This window comes from Bartonella sp. CL436QHHD, assembly GCF_042195105.1.
Taxonomy (GTDB): domain Bacteria; phylum Pseudomonadota; class Alphaproteobacteria; order Rhizobiales; family Rhizobiaceae; genus Bartonella.
The window spans coordinates 48,960-69,269 of sequence record NZ_JBHINR010000026.1; the positions used below are offsets into that span (position 1 = coordinate 48,960).

At 38.3% G+C, this 20,310-nt stretch carries 15 protein-coding genes; 9 read left to right on the top strand and 6 right to left on the bottom strand.

Translation table 11 applies throughout. The features are described 5' to 3' along the window. Nucleotides 1-372: 372 nt before the first annotated feature. Nucleotides 373-2,001: an MFS transporter gene (locus ACFIKN_RS03435; protein ID WP_273790593.1), complete on the bottom strand. Its 1,629-nt coding sequence runs from the start codon at nt 1,999-2,001 to the stop codon at nt 373-375. A gap of 314 nt (nt 2,002-2,315) precedes the next feature. Between ACFIKN_RS03435 and rpsO the strand changes: the two genes are divergently transcribed. From rpsO to ACFIKN_RS03450, 3 genes are all read left to right on the top strand, one after another. Continuing rightward, on the top strand, nt 2,316-2,585 hold the full coding sequence (rpsO, locus tag ACFIKN_RS03440) for a 30S ribosomal protein S15 (RefSeq protein ID WP_375611819.1): 270 nt from the start codon (nt 2,316-2,318) through the stop codon (nt 2,583-2,585). A gap of 250 nt (nt 2,586-2,835) precedes the next feature. Further along, nucleotides 2,836-5,031 (top strand): polyribonucleotide nucleotidyltransferase, encoded by a 2,196-nt coding sequence (gene pnp, locus ACFIKN_RS03445; protein WP_375657912.1) that lies wholly within the window; start codon nt 2,836-2,838, stop codon nt 5,029-5,031. Between the two features lie 74 nt (nt 5,032-5,105). Then, complete coding sequence (locus tag ACFIKN_RS03450; RefSeq protein WP_375643389.1) at nt 5,106-6,101, top strand: class I SAM-dependent methyltransferase; 996 nt, start codon at nt 5,106-5,108, stop codon at nt 6,099-6,101. Nucleotides 6,102-6,120: 19 nt separating this feature from the next. On the opposite strand, the gene hslU is transcribed toward ACFIKN_RS03450, so the two are convergent. Then, on the bottom strand, nt 6,121-7,431 hold the full coding sequence (gene hslU, locus ACFIKN_RS03455; protein ID WP_375631079.1) for an ATP-dependent protease ATPase subunit HslU: 1,311 nt from the start codon (nt 7,429-7,431) through the stop codon (nt 6,121-6,123). Then, nucleotides 7,432-8,013: an ATP-dependent protease subunit HslV gene (gene hslV, locus ACFIKN_RS03460; protein WP_012754621.1), complete on the bottom strand. Its 582-nt coding sequence runs from the start codon at nt 8,011-8,013 to the stop codon at nt 7,432-7,434. A 220-nt stretch (nt 8,014-8,233) separates the two neighbouring features. Between hslV and ACFIKN_RS03465 the strand changes: the two genes are divergently transcribed. From ACFIKN_RS03465 to ACFIKN_RS03480, 4 genes are all read left to right on the top strand, one after another. Then, nucleotides 8,234-9,223, top strand: a complete 990-nt coding sequence (locus ACFIKN_RS03465; RefSeq protein WP_375657913.1) for an asparaginase — start codon at nt 8,234-8,236, stop codon at nt 9,221-9,223. Between the two features lie 122 nt (nt 9,224-9,345). Beyond that, entirely contained in the window at nt 9,346-10,344 is a 999-nt protein-coding gene (coaA, locus tag ACFIKN_RS03470) for a type I pantothenate kinase (RefSeq protein ID WP_273790598.1), read from the top strand. Nucleotides 10,345-10,357: 13 nt separating this feature from the next. Next, nucleotides 10,358-11,731, top strand: coding sequence for a M17 family metallopeptidase (locus tag ACFIKN_RS03475; RefSeq protein ID WP_375657914.1), 1,374 nt, complete (start codon nt 10,358-10,360; stop codon nt 11,729-11,731). A gap of 158 nt (nt 11,732-11,889) precedes the next feature. Further along, entirely contained in the window at nt 11,890-12,777 is an 888-nt protein-coding gene (locus ACFIKN_RS03480) for an NlpC/P60 family protein (RefSeq protein WP_375657925.1), read from the top strand. A gap of 876 nt (nt 12,778-13,653) precedes the next feature. Here ACFIKN_RS03480 and mutT read toward each other — a convergent pair. The 3 genes from mutT to ACFIKN_RS03495 all read right to left on the bottom strand — a co-directional run bounded on the left by mutT (nt 13,654) and on the right by ACFIKN_RS03495 (nt 16,508). Further along, nucleotides 13,654-14,067, bottom strand: a complete 414-nt coding sequence (gene mutT, locus ACFIKN_RS03485; protein WP_375631082.1) for an 8-oxo-dGTP diphosphatase MutT — start codon at nt 14,065-14,067, stop codon at nt 13,654-13,656. 125 nt (nt 14,068-14,192) lie between these two features. Continuing rightward, on the bottom strand, nt 14,193-15,425 hold the full coding sequence (gene argJ, locus ACFIKN_RS03490; protein ID WP_273790600.1) for a bifunctional glutamate N-acetyltransferase/amino-acid acetyltransferase ArgJ: 1,233 nt from the start codon (nt 15,423-15,425) through the stop codon (nt 14,193-14,195). Between the two features lie 129 nt (nt 15,426-15,554). Continuing rightward, the gene (locus ACFIKN_RS03495; RefSeq protein ID WP_375657915.1) at nt 15,555-16,508 is read right to left on the bottom strand and encodes a peptidylprolyl isomerase; all 954 of its coding nucleotides are present in this window, start codon (nt 16,506-16,508) and stop codon (nt 15,555-15,557) included. 435 nt (nt 16,509-16,943) lie between these two features. On the opposite strand from ACFIKN_RS03495, the gene secA reads away from it, so the two are divergent. Both secA and ACFIKN_RS03505 read left to right on the top strand, forming a co-directional pair. Beyond that, nucleotides 16,944-19,661, top strand: coding sequence for a preprotein translocase subunit SecA (gene secA, locus ACFIKN_RS03500; protein ID WP_375657916.1), 2,718 nt, complete (start codon nt 16,944-16,946; stop codon nt 19,659-19,661). Then, a complete protein-coding gene (locus ACFIKN_RS03505) occupies nt 19,600-20,091 on the top strand; it encodes a Fur family transcriptional regulator (protein WP_273790603.1) in 492 nt (163 codons plus the stop codon). The genes secA and ACFIKN_RS03505 overlap by 62 nt, the downstream gene beginning before the upstream one ends. Nucleotides 20,092-20,310: the final 219 nt, after the last annotated feature.

Sequence of the window (20,310 nt, forward strand, 5' to 3'; positions counted from 1 at the left end):
GTATTCATATCAAAATTTAAGTCAGTGCTATAAGCTAACACCACCACACACTTTTTCCTCTTAATGTCGCAATAATCCTTGCATTTGAAGGGATTCATAAGAGGCTTTTTATTTCTTTTTCAATCATTTTTACTCACACTTTAGCCCTCGTTTGTAATGTGCAAGCGAAGATGTGGACTGATTTACTCTAAATAGATTTGAAACGAGAAAAGCTTAAGACTTTCAGAACTATCACTCAACATGAAAAATTGTAAATAACCGTTATAAATCAATTTATTAACTATTGAAACAGCAATTTTTTGTTATGATTAAGCTAACAAATTGATCGAAATAATATTAACATATTTAATATTTACAAAAACTGTTTTAACCCTAAGGGAGATGATCAGAGGAAACTTTTAAAAGCATCTCATTGGCTTGAGGTATTGTTTGGCGTTCAATCATGCGGTGCACTCTTATACCGTTAGGAGCACAATTTAAATGACGCAGACGCTTATTGACTTCTGCATCTGCTTTTGTACGACGATGATTATGGCGTAAATAATCTACCCATGTTGGCATATGATAAGCCTCTGTCCAATATTCAGGTCTTTCAAGATCTCGTAAAAGGACCCACTGACGCGCACCATCACGTAATCGAATATGGCGTCGACGCGTCATCACTTTGAGAAACTCTTCGAGTTCATTTTCATGAATTTGGTAATCAATCATTATCATGATCGGGCCACTTCTTGCTTTGAGGTCGAGTAATAATTCCGGCTCTCTAAAATGATCAAGAGGATTTAAATCTATCTGAGGAATTTCTTGAATTCTAAATTTTACCCCTGCAAGAGCACCAAAAATCAAGAATAAAGAACAAACGCTCAAAGCAATTGTTGGAGAATAACCATCAGCTAAACCTCCCCAGATTGCACTTCCAATAGCCATCCCCCCATAAGATGCCGTTTGATAAAGAGCTAAAGAACGTGCAACAACCCAGCGTGGTGTAGAGAGTTGTACAGATGTATTAAACAATGATAAGGCCAAAACCCAACATAAACCTGCAGGAAATAAAGCAATATGGCTTATAATCAGTGAACGGCTGATTCCCAATAAAAAGCAAGAAAAGGCGAAACCAATAAATGCACTTGCAATAATTGTTTCTGAACGAAAATGATGCCGTACAACTGCATTAATAATGCCTGCTGTCATGGCTCCTAACCCAAAACAACCAAGCAATGTACCATAAAGAAGGGCACTTCCTCCAAGAACTTTATGCGCAACAATTGGCAAAAGTGCTAAAATAGAAATTGCTCCTATACCAAAAAGGAACGCTCGAACCATAATGCTCAGGAGATTAGGTGACATCGCAACATAACGCAAACCATCTGAGACAGCTCCTAACAGCCTTTCTCGTGGCAATGAGTTGTTTTCATAATTCGACTTCCAGAAAAACAACGCACCAATAAGAGGAATATAGCTTATAGCATTAAACAAAAAAGCAGCCGATGCCCCTAAAGTTGCAATGATGGCACCCCCAATAGCAGGACCAACACTCCGCATCAAATTAAAGCCAACACTATTCAAACTAACAGCAGCAGGAATATTTTCCCTGCTCACAATATCTCCTATCGTTGCTTGCCAAGAAGGATTATAAAAAGCTGTGCCACATCCAATCAAAAACGTAAAACATAACAAAAGCCAAGGTGTTAGAAATCCCATATAGGCTAAAACAGATAAACTCATCGATATGACCATCATCATAATCTGTGCACACAACATAATTTGACGCCGATTAAAATTATCAGCTAATGCCCCTGCCATCAAAGAAAACATAACAAGTGGTAATGTTGTGGCACTTTGAACTAGCCCAACCATGGAATGCGAAGAACTAATCAACGCCATTAACCACCCTGCTCCAACAGCTTGTATCAGCCCCCCTAAATTAGAAATAAGAGTAGATGACCATAAATTTCGAAATACCGAATTACGAAAAAGTTTTAATGTTGAAATGCTCTGCATCTTTTTCCTCCAACGGTATTTATCACTTTTGTTACCACACACACACGCTCATAATCTTTGTATCAAAAGGATGCATAATTGTTTAAAAAACTTCTCATAAAACTCTATTTAAATCAATATTTCAAAACAAAAGCTTTTATTTAAAGAAAGACTTCAAAATGCTGTCAAGGACTAGTATTTTAACCTTCTTTCCTATATAAGAACGAAATTAGGTAAGAGTCTTCGACTTTTCCTGTTTTCTCACAGACCCTAGCTGAACGACATCTCGGCTATGGGTGACTTTATGTTTCTTCGTTTTTGGAAAGGATAATACGATGTCGATTACAGCTGAACGTAAAAAAGCTCTTGTCGCAGAATACGCAAACAAAGTTGGTGATACAGGATCACCAGAAGTGCAAATTGCTGTACTTTCTGAACGTATTTCTAATTTAACAAACCACTTTAAATCTCACAAAAAAGATAATCATTCTCGTCGTGGTCTTTTGAAGATGGTGTCTCAACGCCGGCGTCTTCTTGATTATCTTAAAGGAGTTGACCAAAATCGTTATCAGACACTTATAAAGAAGTTAGGTTTACGTCGCTAAAAGAAAAATGGAGGTGGTATTTAAAAAAACCACCCATTTTTTCAATGTGTTGCTTTTAATTAAAAATTTTAAAAACTGATAAGTTATTATGGGATAGGACTGCTCATCGTTTCACATTTAATGCGATTTACTTCTCTCTTCTCGCAACAAAGGAAGTAATTTGTTGTCCACCCCAAAACTTGCAAATATGCTGCGCACAACCAGAATGTAAGCAATCAAAGATTTAAACACTGGTCATTAAGGATAAAAAATGTTCAAAACGCACAAGATAGAAATTGAATGGGCTGGGCGTCCTCTCACCCTTGAGACAGGGAAAATAGCGCGTCAAGCTGATGGTGCAGTGATTGCTACCTATGGAGAAACTATTGTCTTAGCAACCGTTGTATCGGCCAAAAACCCAAAACCAGACCAGGACTTTTTTCCACTCACTGTTAATTATCAAGAAAAATTCTATGCTGTTGGTAGAATACCTGGGGGCTATTTAAAACGTGAAAGTCGACCAAGTGAAAATGAAACTTTGGTTTCACGTTTGATTGATCGCCCAATTCGTCCCCTTTTCGTTGAGGGATATAAAAATGATACACAAGTTATTGTTTCCGTTATACAGCATGATCTCGAAAACAATCCCGATATCCTTGCGATGATTGCATCTTCTGCCGCATTGACCCTGTCAGGTGTTCCTTTCATGGGACCTATAGCTGGTGCACGCGTTGGCTATTGTAATGGACAATATGTTCTTAATCCTCATATCGATGAAATGCCTGAATCAAAACTTGATCTTGTTGTTGCTGGAACAGAAAGTGCTGTTTTGATGGTTGAATCAGAAGCACAAGAATTACCGGAAGATATCATGTTGGGGGCCGTGATGTTTGGTCACCAAGGCCTTCAACCTGTCCTTGATGCCATTATAAAGCTTGCTGAAGTTGCTGCAAAAGATCCTCGTGATTTTGTTCCTGAAGATCTTTCTGAACTTGAAAAAGCGATGCAGAAAATGGCAGAACAGGATATACGAAAGGCTTACACAATTACTGATAAGCAAGAACGTTATGCTGCAATTGATGCACTAAAGACAGAAATCCTCAATAAATTTATGCCAGAAACAGAAAAAGACTGTCAATTTAGTACAGATCAAATTGCAACCGTATTTAAACAGTTGCAAGCAAAAATTGTTCGTGGGAACATTCTTGATACCCAAAAGCGGATTGATGGACGCAATCTTTCTACCGTGCGCCCTATCCAATCAGAAGTAAGTATTTTACCCCGCACACATGGATCAGCACTCTTTACCCGTGGAGAAACACAAGCTATTGTCGTTGCAACGCTAGGAACTGGTGAAGATGAACAATATGTTGATTCCTTAACGGGAATGTATAAGGAAACATTCCTTCTCCATTACAATTTCCCACCATTTTCAGTGGGTGAAACGGGACGCCTTGGTTCTCCTGGTCGTCGTGAAATTGGACATGGTAAATTGGCATGGCGGGCAATTCACCCCATGTTGCCAACGAAAGAATCTTTTCCTTATACCATTCGTACTGTCTCAGAAATCACTGAATCCAATGGCTCTTCTTCTATGGCAACGGTTTGTGGAACCTCACTTGCTCTTATGGATGCTGGTGTTCCTCTAGCACGCCCTGTTGCTGGTATTGCTATGGGCTTGATTAAAGAAGGAGAACGCTTTGCTGTTCTTTCTGATATTTTAGGGGATGAAGATCATCTTGGAGATATGGATTTTAAAGTCGCAGGAACAGAAAATGGTATTACTGCCTTGCAAATGGATATCAAAATTGATGGTATTACCGAAGAGATTATGAAAATCGCGCTTGAACAAGCCAAAGGAGGCCGAATTCATATCCTTAATGAGATGGCGAAAGCTTTAACCAGTGCACGTGCTGAGCTGAGTGAATTTTCTCCACGAATCGAAGTTATGAATATTTCTGTCGATAAAATCCGTGATGTTATCGGCTCTGGTGGTAAAGTTATTCGGGAAATCGTGGAACAAACTGGAGCAAAAATTAATATTGAAGATGATGGTACCATTAAAATTGCTTCTGCTGATGCTAAAACCATTGAAGCGGCAAAACGCTGGATCCATTCTATTGTCGATGAGCCTGAAGTTGGTGCTATCTACCAAGGAACAGTTGTAAAAACTGCAGAATTTGGTGCATTTATAAACTTCTTTGGTTCTCGTGATGGACTCGTTCATATCTCTCAGCTTGCATCAGAACGCGTCAGCAAAACAACCGATATTGTAAAAGAAGGTGACAAAGTTTGGGTTAAATTAATGGGCTTTGATGAGCGTGGAAAAGTTCGGTTATCAATGAAGGTCGTTGATCAAACAACCGGAAAGGAAATCACCGGTGATAAAGCGATGAATGAAGAAAAGTGCGTGGATGAAAAAAAACAACCTGAAAATAAGCGCCGCCGTAAGAAAAAAGAAGAGTAAGTTTTTCTTCTTATCGTATCATGAAATGCCATCCCAATATTGGAGTGGCATTTTTTTCTTTGAAAGAGTCATATGTGTTATTATTTTTGCCTTTTGAAAATCATGAACTCCCGTATCCTGATCCAAACCAGTGTTGGCTAAGTTTTGGTTTAACAGAAATCCCAGCTCAAGAATGGGCACAAAATTTAAGAGTTATTACGCCTTGGCGACCAGATTTTTTAAAATTTGTCGATACTCAATTTCACTGCTCTCCTCAAATAGATAAAACCTTCAGCTATGATGGTGCATTTTTACATTTGAGCAAATATCGTGGTTTGAACCAAAACTGTTTTCTTGATTTATTAGAATGCGTTAAACCCAATGGATGGATTGTAATCAGTGGGAATAAAACTGCTGGTGCTGCTTCAATGATGAAATGGGTCAAAACAATTGTTCCCATCACCAATAAATTATCTAAAAATCATGGTCTTGTATTTTGGTTGCAAGTTCCTCAACAAATTGAGAGACATAACATTGCGCAATTGCGCTCACCACCGCTCACTTTTGGTAATTTTCAAACCGCTTCTGGTATGTTCTCACACGGACGTATTGATCCAGGATCTGCTGCGCTTGCGTCTTATATGTTCAAAGTTATTTCTGGAAAAACGGCTGATTTTGGTGCTGGATGGGGCTATCTTTCTCACGTTGCACTTGAAAGAAGTGAAAAACTCACCGCTCTAGACCTTTATGAAGCCGACTACAACGCTTTGAGAGCAGCAAAACGGCACCTTAAATCCATAACAGCTCCTTTTCCAATTCATTTTTATTGGCATGACCTTGTACATGAACCTATCACAAATCTATATGACACAATCATTTCAAATCCACCGTTTCACACACAACAAACGACAGATGTTTCATTAGGAAAAAATTTTATTATAAATGCTGCAAAGTGCTTAAAACCAAGCGGCAGTCTGCTTTTTGTTGCAAACCGCCACCTGCCTTATGAAACATTATTAAAAAATATTTTCCGCACAGTGTTGATACATGAACAAGCCCATGGTTTCAAAATTATCGAAGCGCGCAGATAAACAAAACAAGCAATAACTTTCAAAGAATAAAACGGGAAAGATCGATATCAGCAGCAAGCTCGCCAATAGATTTTCTTACGTAAGCAGCATCAATTTTAAACGATGTTCCAGCTTTATCTGGCGCCGTAAAAGAAATCTCATCCAAAACGCGCTCCATCACTGTTTGCAAACGACGTGCCCCTATATTTTCAATCCTTGCATTTAAATCTACAGCAATATCTGCTAAAGCATCAATTGCATCATCGGTAATTTCCAAATGAACCTCTTCCGTTGCCATAAGAGCAATATATTGTTTAATCAAACTGGCTTCTGGTTCTGTTAGAATGCGTCGTAAATCTTCCCTTGTTAAAGGATTGAGCTCCACACGGATGGGCAAACGTCCTTGAAGTTCCGGTAATAAATCAGATGGCTTGGAAACATGAAATGCACCTGAGGCAATAAAAAGAATATGATCTGTTTTGATTTGCCCATATTTTGTAGCAATTGTTGTTCCTTCCACCAAAGGCAAAAGATCACGTTGAACGCCCTCACGCGAAATCGCAGCACTGGCTCCACCGTCTCGAGTTGCAATTTTATCAATCTCATCAATAAAAACAATACCATCATTTTCAGCAACACGAAGCGCCTCTTGAATAATTTGCTCCTGATCAAGGAGTTTTTCAGATTCATCATCAATGAGCGGTTTAAAAGAATCCTTTACCGTCGTCTTACGGACTTTTGTACGACTGCCCATTTTGCCCAAAATATCTGATAAATTCATAATACCCATTTGTGCCCCAGGCATACCAGGAATATCAAAGGTTGAAGCACTATTGCTATTATTATCGGCGACTTCAATTTCAATCTCTTTCTCATCCAGCTCACCTTCACGCAATTTTTTACGAAAACTATCACGGGTAGCAGGACTTGCTGTTTTACCAACAAGGGCGTCTAAAACGCGCTCTTCAGCATTCACGTGAGCCTTTTCTTTTATTTCATCTCGTTTCTTTTCACGTACAAGAGAAATGGCAATTTCAACAAGATCTCGAATAATTTGCTCAACATCACGTCCCACATAACCAACTTCAGTAAATTTCGTCGCTTCTACTTTAACGAAGGGTGCTCCAGAAAGTTTTGCTAATCGACGTGCGATTCCTGTTTTACCAACACCTGTTGGCCCTATCATTAAAATATTTTTTGGCATAACTTCTTCACGCATCGGCTCATCAAGCTGTTGCCTACGCCACCGATTGCGCAATGCAATAGCTACAGAGCGTTTGGCATCATTTTGGCCAATAATAAAACGATCAAGTTCAGAAACAGTCTCACGAGGGGAAAATACAACACACATTTAAATAGCTTTCTCTAAAGAAGATAATTCTGCATCCAATGTTTCAATCGTAAAATGATCATTGGTGTAAACACAAATTTTAGCGGCAATAGCCATAGCTTTACGAGCAATAGTTTCTGCATCCAAATCCAAATCCATGAGTGCACGCGCTGCTGAAAGAGCAAAATTTCCTCCAGAGCCAATTGCCATAACCCCATCTTCTGGTTCTAAGACATCACCAAGCCCTGTTAAAGCCAAAGTTACTTTCTTATCAGCCACGAGCATCATTGCTTCGAGACGACGCAAATAGCGATCTGTTCGCCAATCTTTTGCAAGTTCTACACAGGCACGCATAAGCTGATCAGGATATTGTTCAAGCTTTGTTTCCAATCTCTCCAGTAATGTAAAAGCATCTGCCGTAGCACCTGCAAAACCAGCAATAACCACTCCGTTCTTTCCAAGACGACGCACTTTACGTGCATTGCCTTTCATAATTGTCTGTCCAAGAGAGACCTGACCATCACCGGCCATCACGACTTTTCCACCTTTTCGTACCGTAATAATTGTTGTACCATACATTATGTCTGGCTTATGTTCTGTCATAAGGAAACTCCTTAATATTAACTTTACTTTTTAATATTGTTTTCTTTTCATACAATGTAAAACTCAATTACTATTGTCCTATTTAAGAACATATACAGCAAAACACAATGATTCAGCATAACTCAATTTGTTGAAAATGGAAAAATGATATCATTGTTGTCAATGTAAATTACTGCTAAATAGCTTTATATAAACAGTTTGTGCTTTTTAGAGGAAAATTATGAAAAAAATAGCCATAGGGACCTTAGGTGGAACAATTGCAATGACTGCTGATAGTTTTGGTCACATGCAACCGACTTTAACTTCAGATAACCTTATAAAAAGTGTTCCTGATTTAAATAACGTTGCTGATATTCATGCACAAACATTAATGCAAATACCAAGTGGATCTTTATCGTTTCAAATGCTTTTTGAAATAATTAAGTGGGCAAAACAACAAATAAACGCTGGTGCAGAAGGTATTGTTTTAACACAAGGGACTGATACTCTGGAAGAAACAGCTTTTTTTCTTTCTCTTTATTGGAAGGAGGCTGAACCACTCATCATAACCGGCGCTATGCGCATGCCTCATGAAGCAGGCGCGGATGGCCCCGCCAACATTTTAGCAGCCACTCGTGTCGCAGCAGCCACACAAAGTCGTAACAGGGGCGTTCTCGTTGTCATAAATGATGCAATTCATTCACCTTATTGGCTCTATAAAAGCCATACCGTCAAAGTCGAAACATTTCAATCAGGTCTTGCAGGTGTTTTAGGAACTATTTTAGAGGGAAAACTTATTTATTTCAATGATCGAAAATTTTTTCCGACAACGTTTGATCTTCCCCAAAATCATGATCATCAAATTGCACTCCTCTATTCCTCTTTATCATCTAGTGCACAATTAATGAAACTATGCCTTGAAAGTGGGTATTATGCTGGAGCTGTTATTGCTGGTTTTGGTGCGGGGCACTGTAGTTTTCAAGAAGCAGACCTTGTACAACAATATGCACAAAAAATACCAATCATTATTGCTAGTCGTTGTTGTAATGGCTCAACAACTCGTATAACTTATGGCTATAAAGGCTCCGAAATCGATATGATTGCTTCTGGTGCTCTCATGTCTGGTTATTTATCAGCCGTAAAAGCGCGTCTACTTTTATGGGCTTTTTTGGCGCAAGGGCACTCATTAGCACAAATCCGTGCAAACTGGAATGACTGGACTATAAGTTAATGAAAAATGATCTATTATCTTAAAAGAAGAGAGCATGCAAAACAAAATTTATTTGAAAATAAAGCCGCTCTTCTGTCTGCTCTTAATCAATTGCTGCTGCAAAAAAATCTCGACAAATACAAATGATTGATACAACTATACAAAAAATTAATCAGAAAGATAATCTGGTCAAATCTGTTTCTGACCGATATTCACCCTATCGTGTTTTTACTGCACAAGAATGGTCAGAGTTTCGTGAAGACACACCTCTTACTTTGACTTTTGATGAAATTAAGCGTTTACGCTCTATTGATGATCCTATCGATCTTAAAGAAGTCCAACGCATTTATCTTTCTTTATCGCGTCTGTTATCATGCCATGTTGAAGCAGTACAGGAACTTTTCCACAAACGTCAGCAGTTTCTCCATCAAGAAGAGAGTAGAAAAACGCCCTTTATTATTGGAATTGCTGGTTCTGTAGCTGTAGGAAAATCAACCACGGCTCGCATTCTTCAAGAACTGTTGAAACGTTGGACATCTAGTCTTAAAGTTGATCTAATCACAACGGATGGTTTTCTCTATCCTAACGCAATCTTACAGCAAAAAAATCGTATGAATCGTAAAGGATTTCCTGATTCCTATGACATTAAAAAGCTGCTGTGCTTTCTTTCGGCTATAAAAGCAGGTATCGGAAATGTCCGTGCCCCACTTTACTCACATATGACCTATGATGTTCTAGAAAATCAGACAATTACCATCGATCGTCCTGATATTTTAATTGTTGAAGGTATTAATGTATTACAGGTCAGTGATCTTCCTAAAGATGGAAAAGCTATTCCTTTCGTATCAGATTTTTTTGATTTTTCAATCTATGTCGATGCCGAAACAGAAGTCATTCGTCACTGGTATTTGGAGCGCTTTAAACGTTTGCGTAAAACAACTTTTCAAAATCCTGAATCCTATTTTCATCGTTATGCCCACCTCAATGAAAAAGAAGCCTCAAAAATCGCTGAGGATCTTTGGCAAACGATTAATTTAAAAAATTTACAGGAAAATATATTGCCAACACGACCACGGTCCAATCTCATTCTACGAAAGGGAAAAAATCATTTGGTCGAATATGTCGCACTTAGACGACTATAAGGATCTCATAACTATGCAGCGCCACCACATTCATTTTACCTCAACGCGTATCGATAACAGTTGCCCTATCATCTTGGTAAACCAAAGAAATCTTGCTAACTTATCACTTGATGCGTCAACAACAGCATGGATAAAAGTTAATGACTTTACTGGAAAAGCGGGACAAATACTCTTTGTTCCTCACGAAACGGGGCATTTAAAAAAAGTTTTATTTGGAATTGGCAATAATAGCGATCCTTTTATCACAGGAGTTCTTGCTCAAAAACTTCCTGCTGGTCAATGGCATTTAGAAGGTACAACCTCTGATGAAATAAATACCTATCTTGGATTAGCATTCGGTAGCTATCAATTTAATCGCTATCGTCAAAATTCTTCTTTCAAATCATTATCCATCCATGTCAATGAGGCCGTTGATCTTAATGAACTCCAACGAATTTATGAAGCTGTCTTTTTCGTCCGTGATCTCATTAATATTCCAGCCAATGATATGACCCCTGATGCTCTCGAAAAAGAAGCTCGAAAACTAGGAAAAACCTACGGTGCTCACATCAAAAGTATTTGTGGAGATGATCTCTTAACCCATAACTTTCCGATGATTCATGCTGTAGGACGAGCAGGCAGCACTGCACCACGACTGATTGAGTTACTCTGGGGGAAAGAACATCATCCTAAAATAACGTTGGTGGGCAAAGGCGTAACTTTTGATACTGGAGGACTCGATATTAAATCAGCCAATAACATGTTGCTTATGAAAAAAGACATGGGGGGTGGAGCAAACGTTTTGGGATTGGCTAAACTTATCATGGATGCAAAATTGCCTTTCCGTCTACGTGTTTTGATTCCAGCTGTAGAAAATGCAATTTCTGCGAATGCTTACCGACCAAGTGATATCCTCAGAAGTCGTAAAGGTTTAAGTGTTGAAGTAGGTAATACAGATGCTGAAGGGCGCCTTGTCCTTGCCGATGCACTCGCCTATGGTGATGAAGAAAGTCCACAATTCATGCTTTGTATGGCTACTTTAACAGGGGCAGCGCGTATAGCATTAGGACCAGATCTTCCCGCATTTTATTGTAATGATTCAATATGGGCACAACAAATTTCTGAATCTGCTCACGCTGTCTTTGATCCTCTTTGGCAAATGCCCCTTTGGAAACCTTACCAAGAGATGTTATCATCACCAATTGCTGATCTTAACAATGTAACTGGAAACAGCTTTGCTGGTTCTATAACAGCTGCTTTATTTCTTAATTCTTTTGTTGAAAAAGCTGAACATTTTGCGCATTTTGACCTTTATGGATGGATTCCAAAAGAAAAACCAGGATACCCTATTGGTGGATCAGCACAAACTATTCGTGCCCTTTATAATATTTTTAAAAATGAAGTTTGACACACAATATCCACAAAAATGGACAATTTTGCAATTTCAAGAACAGTTGCTATCGTTTTAAATTGTGTTCTTAGTTTTGTTTGAGGATAAAAATCTTACCAATACAGCTTTCATGAGTTTGTTTAAAGGTAAGAAGTAACAAAATGGAAAGCAAAAAGATGATCTCTAAAGACCCAAGACTTCATGCATTCAGAGATGATCTAGCAGATCAACGTCTTGAAACAGAAATTACAGCTCAGCGCTTTGTTCAAGGTGAAAAAAGACGTGTTAATACAGCGGTCGCTGGACTTTTTAAAGAAAATAGTAAAAAAAGTGAAAGACAAACAGAATGCTTATTCGGAGAAGAACTTCTCATTTTTGAACAAGGGGAAACAATGTCGTGGGGACAATCACTCAAAGATGGTTATGTTGGTTATATTGATACAAAAGTTCTTTGTACATCAACCATAAAACAAACGCATGTGGTTTCAGTACCACGTACATTTAAATATTTACACGCTGACTTACGTGGACCAATAGTGTCCCCTTTATCTATGGGAAGCAAAGTCAGTGTTGTTGATGAAATTGAAGTCCGTGACACAATGTATTCTATTCTTGAAAATGGAACAGCAATCATTACGAGCCATCTCAGCCCCATTGGACGCGTATATGAAGATTATGTCACAGTTGCAGAAACCTTTATCCGTACACCTTATCTTTGGGGTGGTGTCAGCGGTTTTGGAATTGATTGTTCGGGACTCATTCAGCTCTCTATGATGATGACCGATCAAATAGTTTTACGTGATACCGATATGCAGCAAGAAACTATAGGCAGTCCTCTTACAGATACTGATAAACTTCAACGAGGCGATTTAATTTTTTGGAAAGATCATGTTGCTATTATGGTCGATCACGCAAATATTATTCACGCAAATGGTTTTTCTATGGACGTTATGATTGAGCCATTGGAAAAATCAATTACGCGTATCGCTAAAAAAAATCAATATCCCATCGCAAAACGCCGTCCAATTCAAGAAACTTCATGCATGCCTCCTATAAAAAATTAATTGAATGTTTTATTATACAATATATTGATTTATAAGGATAATTATCCATCATTCACTCTGCGTCAAGCATTCTAAATATCGTAAAATTTTTTATTTCAAATCTGTTTTTATGTTGGATCAATCAAAGCCGCTTGTCTGTTCATCACAAGCGTAATTGATGTATAAGTAAAAATGATTATGAAAAGAAAAATATTCCTTCTGAATGCCCTCAAATGCCAAGAGCTATCGTAATATTGGGACCAGCTTACTTCTTCATAAGCGTAAAGATAGTGGCGCTCAATAGATTTTACATTATTTCCATAGGGGCTTTAACGTTATATCATTCCGGCACCGTCGCGAAATGGGCTTTGGAGCATTGCGAGGTGCCTCTTTTAAAAAAGCTCGTGAATATGCAACACAATGCCATTCTACATTACGTAAAGAACGTACCCCTCTTAATCAAAAGCAACATTTTTTGAAATTTTTCCTATTATCGATATCTCATGAAATAAATACCCCTTATACCTCTCAGTGCACCCAAACCCATCTCACAATGATACACGTGAAAAGTATAACATACATTGTCTACCACTATCTTTATACTTATGAATCGTGTAAAGACATCGTTATACACTTTGCCAATTCTCAATGTTGCGATAACCCTTGGCTATTGGAGAGTGTTCTTTCAGCACGTATTTTATTTCTTTCTTAAATAATTTTATCCACATAACCCTCCCCGCTTGGAACGTGCAAAAGAATGGTTTTGATTAATTTAACATAAAACAGATTTGAAATGAGAAAGTTTTTTACGACTCTGGACTTCCCCATTCAACATAAAAAATTATAAATTATCATTTTAAATCAATATATTGAATTATATTTTCTTCTTATAACACATTAAAGAAGATGATTTTTCAATACCTGAACCAATGGTTTATCAGCATCAGGCATAGAGTATTTATCAAGATCATTAATAAAAACCCATTCTAAATTTTGCCCCTCTCGTCCTTGCGCAACACCCTCATAATGGTCACAAAGATACAATGGCATTAAGAGATGAAATGTTTTATAGTTATGACTTGCAAATGTTAAAGGGTGTAAATTATTTGGTTGAACATAAATACCAAGCTCTTCCTCTAATTCACGAATCAATGATGCTTCCGGAGTTTCACCTTGCTCAACCTTGCCACCAGGAAACTCCCATAAACCAGCCAGTGATTTTCCTTCAGGACGCTGTGTAAGCAAAACACGATTATTCTGATCGAACAATGCGCATGCAACAACAAGAAGAATAGAACTTTTCATACACATATCACTCCCCAATAGGGAATATAAAAATAACTGACTTTCCTATCATATCCCCTCTGCTCCTAAAAGAGCTCACATACCCCATTTGCTCTGAAAAATAATAAGCTGTTAAATATAAAGTGCATCCATTAACTTCTGTAATCGCTATTGATCATAACGTACTCTTTTGTTAAATCGCAAGACCAAACCGTCGCCGTGCTCTTACCCAAACCGATATCAACACGAATTGTGATGTGTTTACCTTGCATATAAGCACCTATTGTCTCTTCACAATACTCAGGATCTCGTACGCCATTCACGGCCACACGATGCTCACCAAACCAAATCGTCAATAGATCACGATCGACTTCAACACCGGCCTTCCCAACTGCCATAACGACCCGCCCCCAATTCGCATCTTCACCGGCAATAGCCGTTTTTACGAGCGGTGAATTTGCAATTGATAAAGCAATAGTTTTAGCTGCATTGTTTGTTGTAGCGCCCATCACATTAACCTCAATTAAATGACGAGCACCTTCACCATCACAAACAACTTGTAGTGCAAGTTCATGCAGAAGTGCACTCAATTGTTTCACAAAAACCCTATAACGCGGATCAGATTTACTTGTAAGACATGGAAAATGTTCTTTTCCTGTCGCAAACAACATAAGCGTATCTGAAGTTGAGGTATCGCTATCAACAGTAATTGAATTGAAAGAACCCTCAACTGCCTCTGATAACATGGATTGGAGTGCATCCGAAGAAATAGTCGCATCACTAACCACAAATGACAGCATTGTCGCCATATCTGGTGCAATCATACCAGAACCTTTTGCAATTCCATTAATGGTAACACGCTCTCCCCCACAGTCAAAAGTGCGCGTCGCAAGTTTTGGAAATGTGTCCGTTGTCATTATGGCTTTTGCAGCTTCCAACCAATTGCCCTCTTCTGCTGTCTCTGCCATACTTGGTAAAAGATTGACAATACCCGATGCATCCATTGGCTCACCAATAACACCCGTAGAAGCTATAAAAATTTCATCTTCTCTAACCTTTAAAGCGTTCGCTGCTGCACAAATAATTGCATCGGTTGTGTGCTTTCCTTTGCTTCCTGTAAAAGCATTTGCATTTCCAGAATTCACAACAACACCCCTCGCAACCCCATGAGGAAGCGATGCACGACAATGCTCTACAGGGGCAGATGGACATTTTGAACGAGTAAAAACACCGGCCACACTCACTGGCTTATCGAATATGATGAAAAGAAGATCTGTACGATCTTTATATTTAATCCCAGCTTCAGCTGTTGCTATCCGTACACCAGATAATGGAGAAAGCTCTTGGATCTTTTGAGGCGACAAAGGAGAGATTTTCAAAACCACAATATGCTTTCTATAAAAAAATGAAATGATTGCAGATCAATAACCTCTCATAGAAAACTGCTAGGCTTTTTGAACAAAACTAACCTAGCAAATTATCTATTAAAGAGGCTATCTACTTATTTTTCCTAGCTATTCCGTATCTTCTTCATCTGATGTCTCATCGGGAAGTAGCGTCCCATTTTGATGAAGCGATTCCATGATTTTGGTAACATTAGGATCAGGGTATTTCACATCTATCTTGCTACGCAAATCAACAATCAGTTCTTGATAGCGCTTTTTTATTAGCTGTGTCCGCAACATCTCTTTAACATCATCAAATGCAGGCGGTTGTTTTACACGACGATCTTCTAATTTAATAATATGCCAACCAAAAGGACTTTCAACGGGTTGTTTTGTGTATTCGCCAACTTTCAAACCAAATGCGGCATCTTCAAAAGGCTTGACCATTTGACCATGGCTAAAATAACCAAGATCACCCCCAACGGCAGCAGAACCATCTGTTGAACTTTTCTTTGCAATCTCTTCAAAATTTTCGCCTTTATTTAAATGCTTAATGATAGCTTCTGCTTCTTTTCTCGTTTTGACCAAAATATGACGCGCTTTAACCTCATCCTCTTTAGGTAAAGCAGCAACTTCTTGCTTATAAAGAGCTTCCAAATCAGTATCCGATATTTTATCAACAATCTCCTGTTTAAAATAAAGCTGTTGAAGAACATTGTCACGCATGACTGCCATACGTTTATCGTAAACTTCTGTCTTATCAAGACCCTTGCTTCTTGCTGCTTTTGCGAGTGCCTGCATATCTAAATAAGCTTTTAAAACCATCATACGGCGTTGTTCATCAGGAAAACGTGCTAAATTAGGATTTATTTCAAGCGCTAAATCATCCAATTGGCCTGCTGTAATATTTTTCCCATCAATAACCGCCATAACATGAGAAGGAGAAACGGCTTTTTCAGAAGCTTTCTCTAAAGTCTTTAAATCACTCGACGATGAATTCAAACCTTCTTGAGCACTCACCCCTAAACTTGTACTTGCCAATAAAGTTGATGCTAAAAAAAGCGTGATAAAGTTAAATTTCATAAATATACTCCTTAAAAATGAAGGCAGGTTCAAGATTCCAATTTTCTTTACCATAACACTTTAATCTTTAAACATAGAGAAATAAATTAGTAATTTTATTTTAAAAAAGTATAAAATCATCCTTTTATCTCAGTTTCTCCAATCCTATCTAATGCAGATGAAAAACATGATAATAGAGAAAAATGACATATTGTATCTTAAATTACTTTGTATTGTATCAGTTAAATAGCATACTTAAAGTTGACATAAAGCGCTTAGCCTCTTATCTCTACTTTACAATTAGAGTGAAAAATTGCACACCAGCAAGTATAATGGTACCATCTGCATTTCATGATGTCTCCAATGATATCAGACAACCTGAAGGAAATGTAGAGTATGGGGAGAGCATATGAATTTCCCAACAAGAGTGACAACAATTAAAAGAAAGGGCCAGAGATGGTCAGTTTAGGTGTTTTTGCCCGTAAGTTTTTTGGTTCAGCTCATGAGCGACATCTCAAAGCACTCCGCCAAAAAGTTGCACAAATTAATGCTTTGGAAGAACAATTCCTAAAATTAAGTGATGAGCAGCTTTGCCAAAAAACAGATGCCTTTCGTAAACGTCTTAGTGAAGGTGAAAGTGTTGATTTGCTCTTACCAGAAGCTTTCGCGACTGTTCGTGAAGCCGCAAAACGTGTTTATGACATGCGTCCTTTTGACGTACAACTTATTGGTGGAATGGTCCTTCACGACTGCGGCATAGCTGAAATGCGTACTGGTGAAGGTAAAACCTTAATGGCAACTCTACCAATTTATCTCAATGCATTGGAAGGTAAGGGCGTTCATGTTGTGACAGTAAACGATTATCTCGCCAGTCGTGATGCTGAAACAATGGGAAAAATTTTTAGTTTTCTAGGACTTACAACAGGCGTGATTCTTCATGATCTTGATAGTGATGCCCGCCGAGAGGCCTATGCATGCGACATCACCTATGCCACAAATAATGAACTAGGTTTTGATTATTTGCGTGATAATATGGCCTTCGATCGTAGTCAAATGGTCCAACGTGGACATCATTACGCAATTGTCGATGAAGTTGATTCGATTCTTATTGATGAAGCCCGTACCCCCCTTATTATTTCTGGTCCTCTAGAAGATCGTACTGACTTCTATAACCTTATTGATACATTTATTCCTGCCTTAACTCCAGAAGACTATGAAATAGACGAAAAACAAAAAACAACGACATTTACCGAAGTTGGTACTGAAAAAATTGAAAAAATGCTCGAACAAGCTGGGCATCTTAAAGGTGAGAGTCTTTATGACATAGAAAATGTCGCTATCGTTCATCATGTCAATAATGCTCTAAAAGCTCATAAACTGTTTGCTCGCGATAAAGATTACATTGTTCGCAATGATGAAATCGTTATTATTGACGAATTTACAGGGCGAATGATGCCTGGGCGGCGTTATTCTGAAGGACTTCATCAAGCGTTAGAAGCTAAAGAGCATGTTGCTATTCAACCAGAAAACCAGACACTTGCTTCCATCACTTTCCAAAATTACTTCCGTATGTATAGGAAATTATCTGGCATGACTGGAACTGCAACAACAGAAGCCGAAGAATTCAGAAATATTTATGGTCTTGACGTTGTCGAAATCCCTACAAATTTGCCAATACAACGTATTGATGAAGATGATGAGATTTATCGAACAGCAGAAGAGAAATATCGGGCAATTGTGCGTGATATCCGTCAAGCGCACGAAAAAGAACAGCCTATTCTTGTTGGAACAACCTCTATTGAAAAGTCAGAACAATTGGCAGAGCGTTTGCGAAAAGAAGGCATTACCGATTTTAGAGTCTTAAATGCTCGCTATCACGAACAAGAAGCATATATCATTGCGCAAGCAGGCGTTCCTAGAGCTCTCACCATTGCAACCAACATGGCAGGACGCGGTACGGATATACAGCTTGGTGGTAATGTTGAAATGCGCATCCGACAAGAGTTACAGGATATCCCCGAAGGTCCAGAGCGAACAGCTAAAATTGAAGAAATAAAAAAAGATGTTCAGAAGCTTAAAGAAAAAGCTTTAGCGGCTGGAGGGCTTTACGTTATCGCTACTGAACGTCATGAAAGCCGTCGTATTGATAACCAGCTTCGTGGACGTTCTGGTCGCCAAGGCGATCCTGGTCGCTCAAAATTCTTTCTCTCTCTTCAAGATGATCTTATGCGTATCTTTGGCTCTAACCGTATGGATGGTATGCTGCAAAAACTTGGATTGAAAGAAAATGAAGCTATTATCCATCCATGGATTAATAAAGCCCTTGAAAAAGCACAAAAAAAGGTCGAAGCACGGAACTTTGAAATTCGTAAAAATCTGCTAAAATATGATGATGTCATGAATGATCAACGCAAGGTTATTTTTGAACAGCGTATGGAGGTCATGAACGCAGATGATTTATCAGAAATGATCCTTGAAATGCGCAATGAAGTCGTAGAGGATCTCGTAGAGGCTTATATTCCATCAGGGACATATTCTGAAAAATGGGATGCAAAAACTCTTGAAGAAGAGCTTCAACAACTCTTTAATCTTGAGCTTCCAGTGGAAGAATGGGCAAAAGAAGATGGAATTGCCGAGGAGCAAATTCTAGAGCGTATATCAGATGCTGTTACAAAACTTGAAAATGAGCGTACTGAACGATATTCTCCAGAAGTTATGGCTTATTTTCACAAAGCAGTATTGCTTGAAACTATTGACACGTTATGGCGTGAACATCTGGTGAGTTTAGACCATTTGCGTTCTGTTGTTGGTTTTCGTGGTTATGCGCAGCGGGATCCGCTCAATGAATATAAGACAGAATCATTTGAACTCTTTCAAAGTATGTTGAGAAATTTGCGCCGAATTGTCACTTCTAAGCTTATGCGCTTTGAAATCATTCAACACCCCACAGAACCGACCATACCTGAGCAAACTGATGCTGCTTCTTCTGTCTTTAATGATCAAAGTCAAGAAAATGCTCCCACCTTATCGGCACGATCACAAGAAAATAGATTTGTTAATCCACAAGATCGTGACCCTAACGATATAACCACATGGGGAAAAGTTGGACGTAATGAGCGTTGTCCTTGCGGTTCAGAGAAAAAATACAAACACTGTCATGGAGCCTTTATTTGAAAAGCAAATTATGCAAATGAATAAAAAGCGAAATTATGAGCAAGAATTGCGCACCGCTGGTTTAAGAGTAACACGTCAACGACGAGTTATTCTTGATATTTTGACTGATACAAATGATCATCCCAATGCATTTGAAATTTTTCAGCGTGCAAACAAAATAGATTCGAATATTTCACTCTCAACTGTTTATCGAACCATGAAAATATTAGAAGGAAATGGAACAATTCATCGCCATAGCTTTAGTGGTGGTCCATCTCGTTTTGAGCAAGCAGATGGGCAACATCATGATCATCTCATTGATATAGAAACAGGACAAGTCATCGAGTTTCATTCTGATGTTATTGAAAAGCTACAAGAGGAAATTGCAAAATCTCTTGGCTATGATATTATTCATCACCGCCTTGAACTTTACGGAAAAAAAAACTCTTAAAAAAGTGATCATATATCATTAGATAAAAGACCTCAGGCAAATCAAATTTTATAAAAATTTACCTTTAAAATATAATAGTTTTCATTGGCAAAAAAAAAGAATTGCTTTATTACCCCTCTTTGTATGATGCTATACGGTAATTCATTGCCAATATTATAACAAAAAATCATTGCAACAAAATATTATAAAAAATTGTATTATAAAAAATTAGGCCAATAT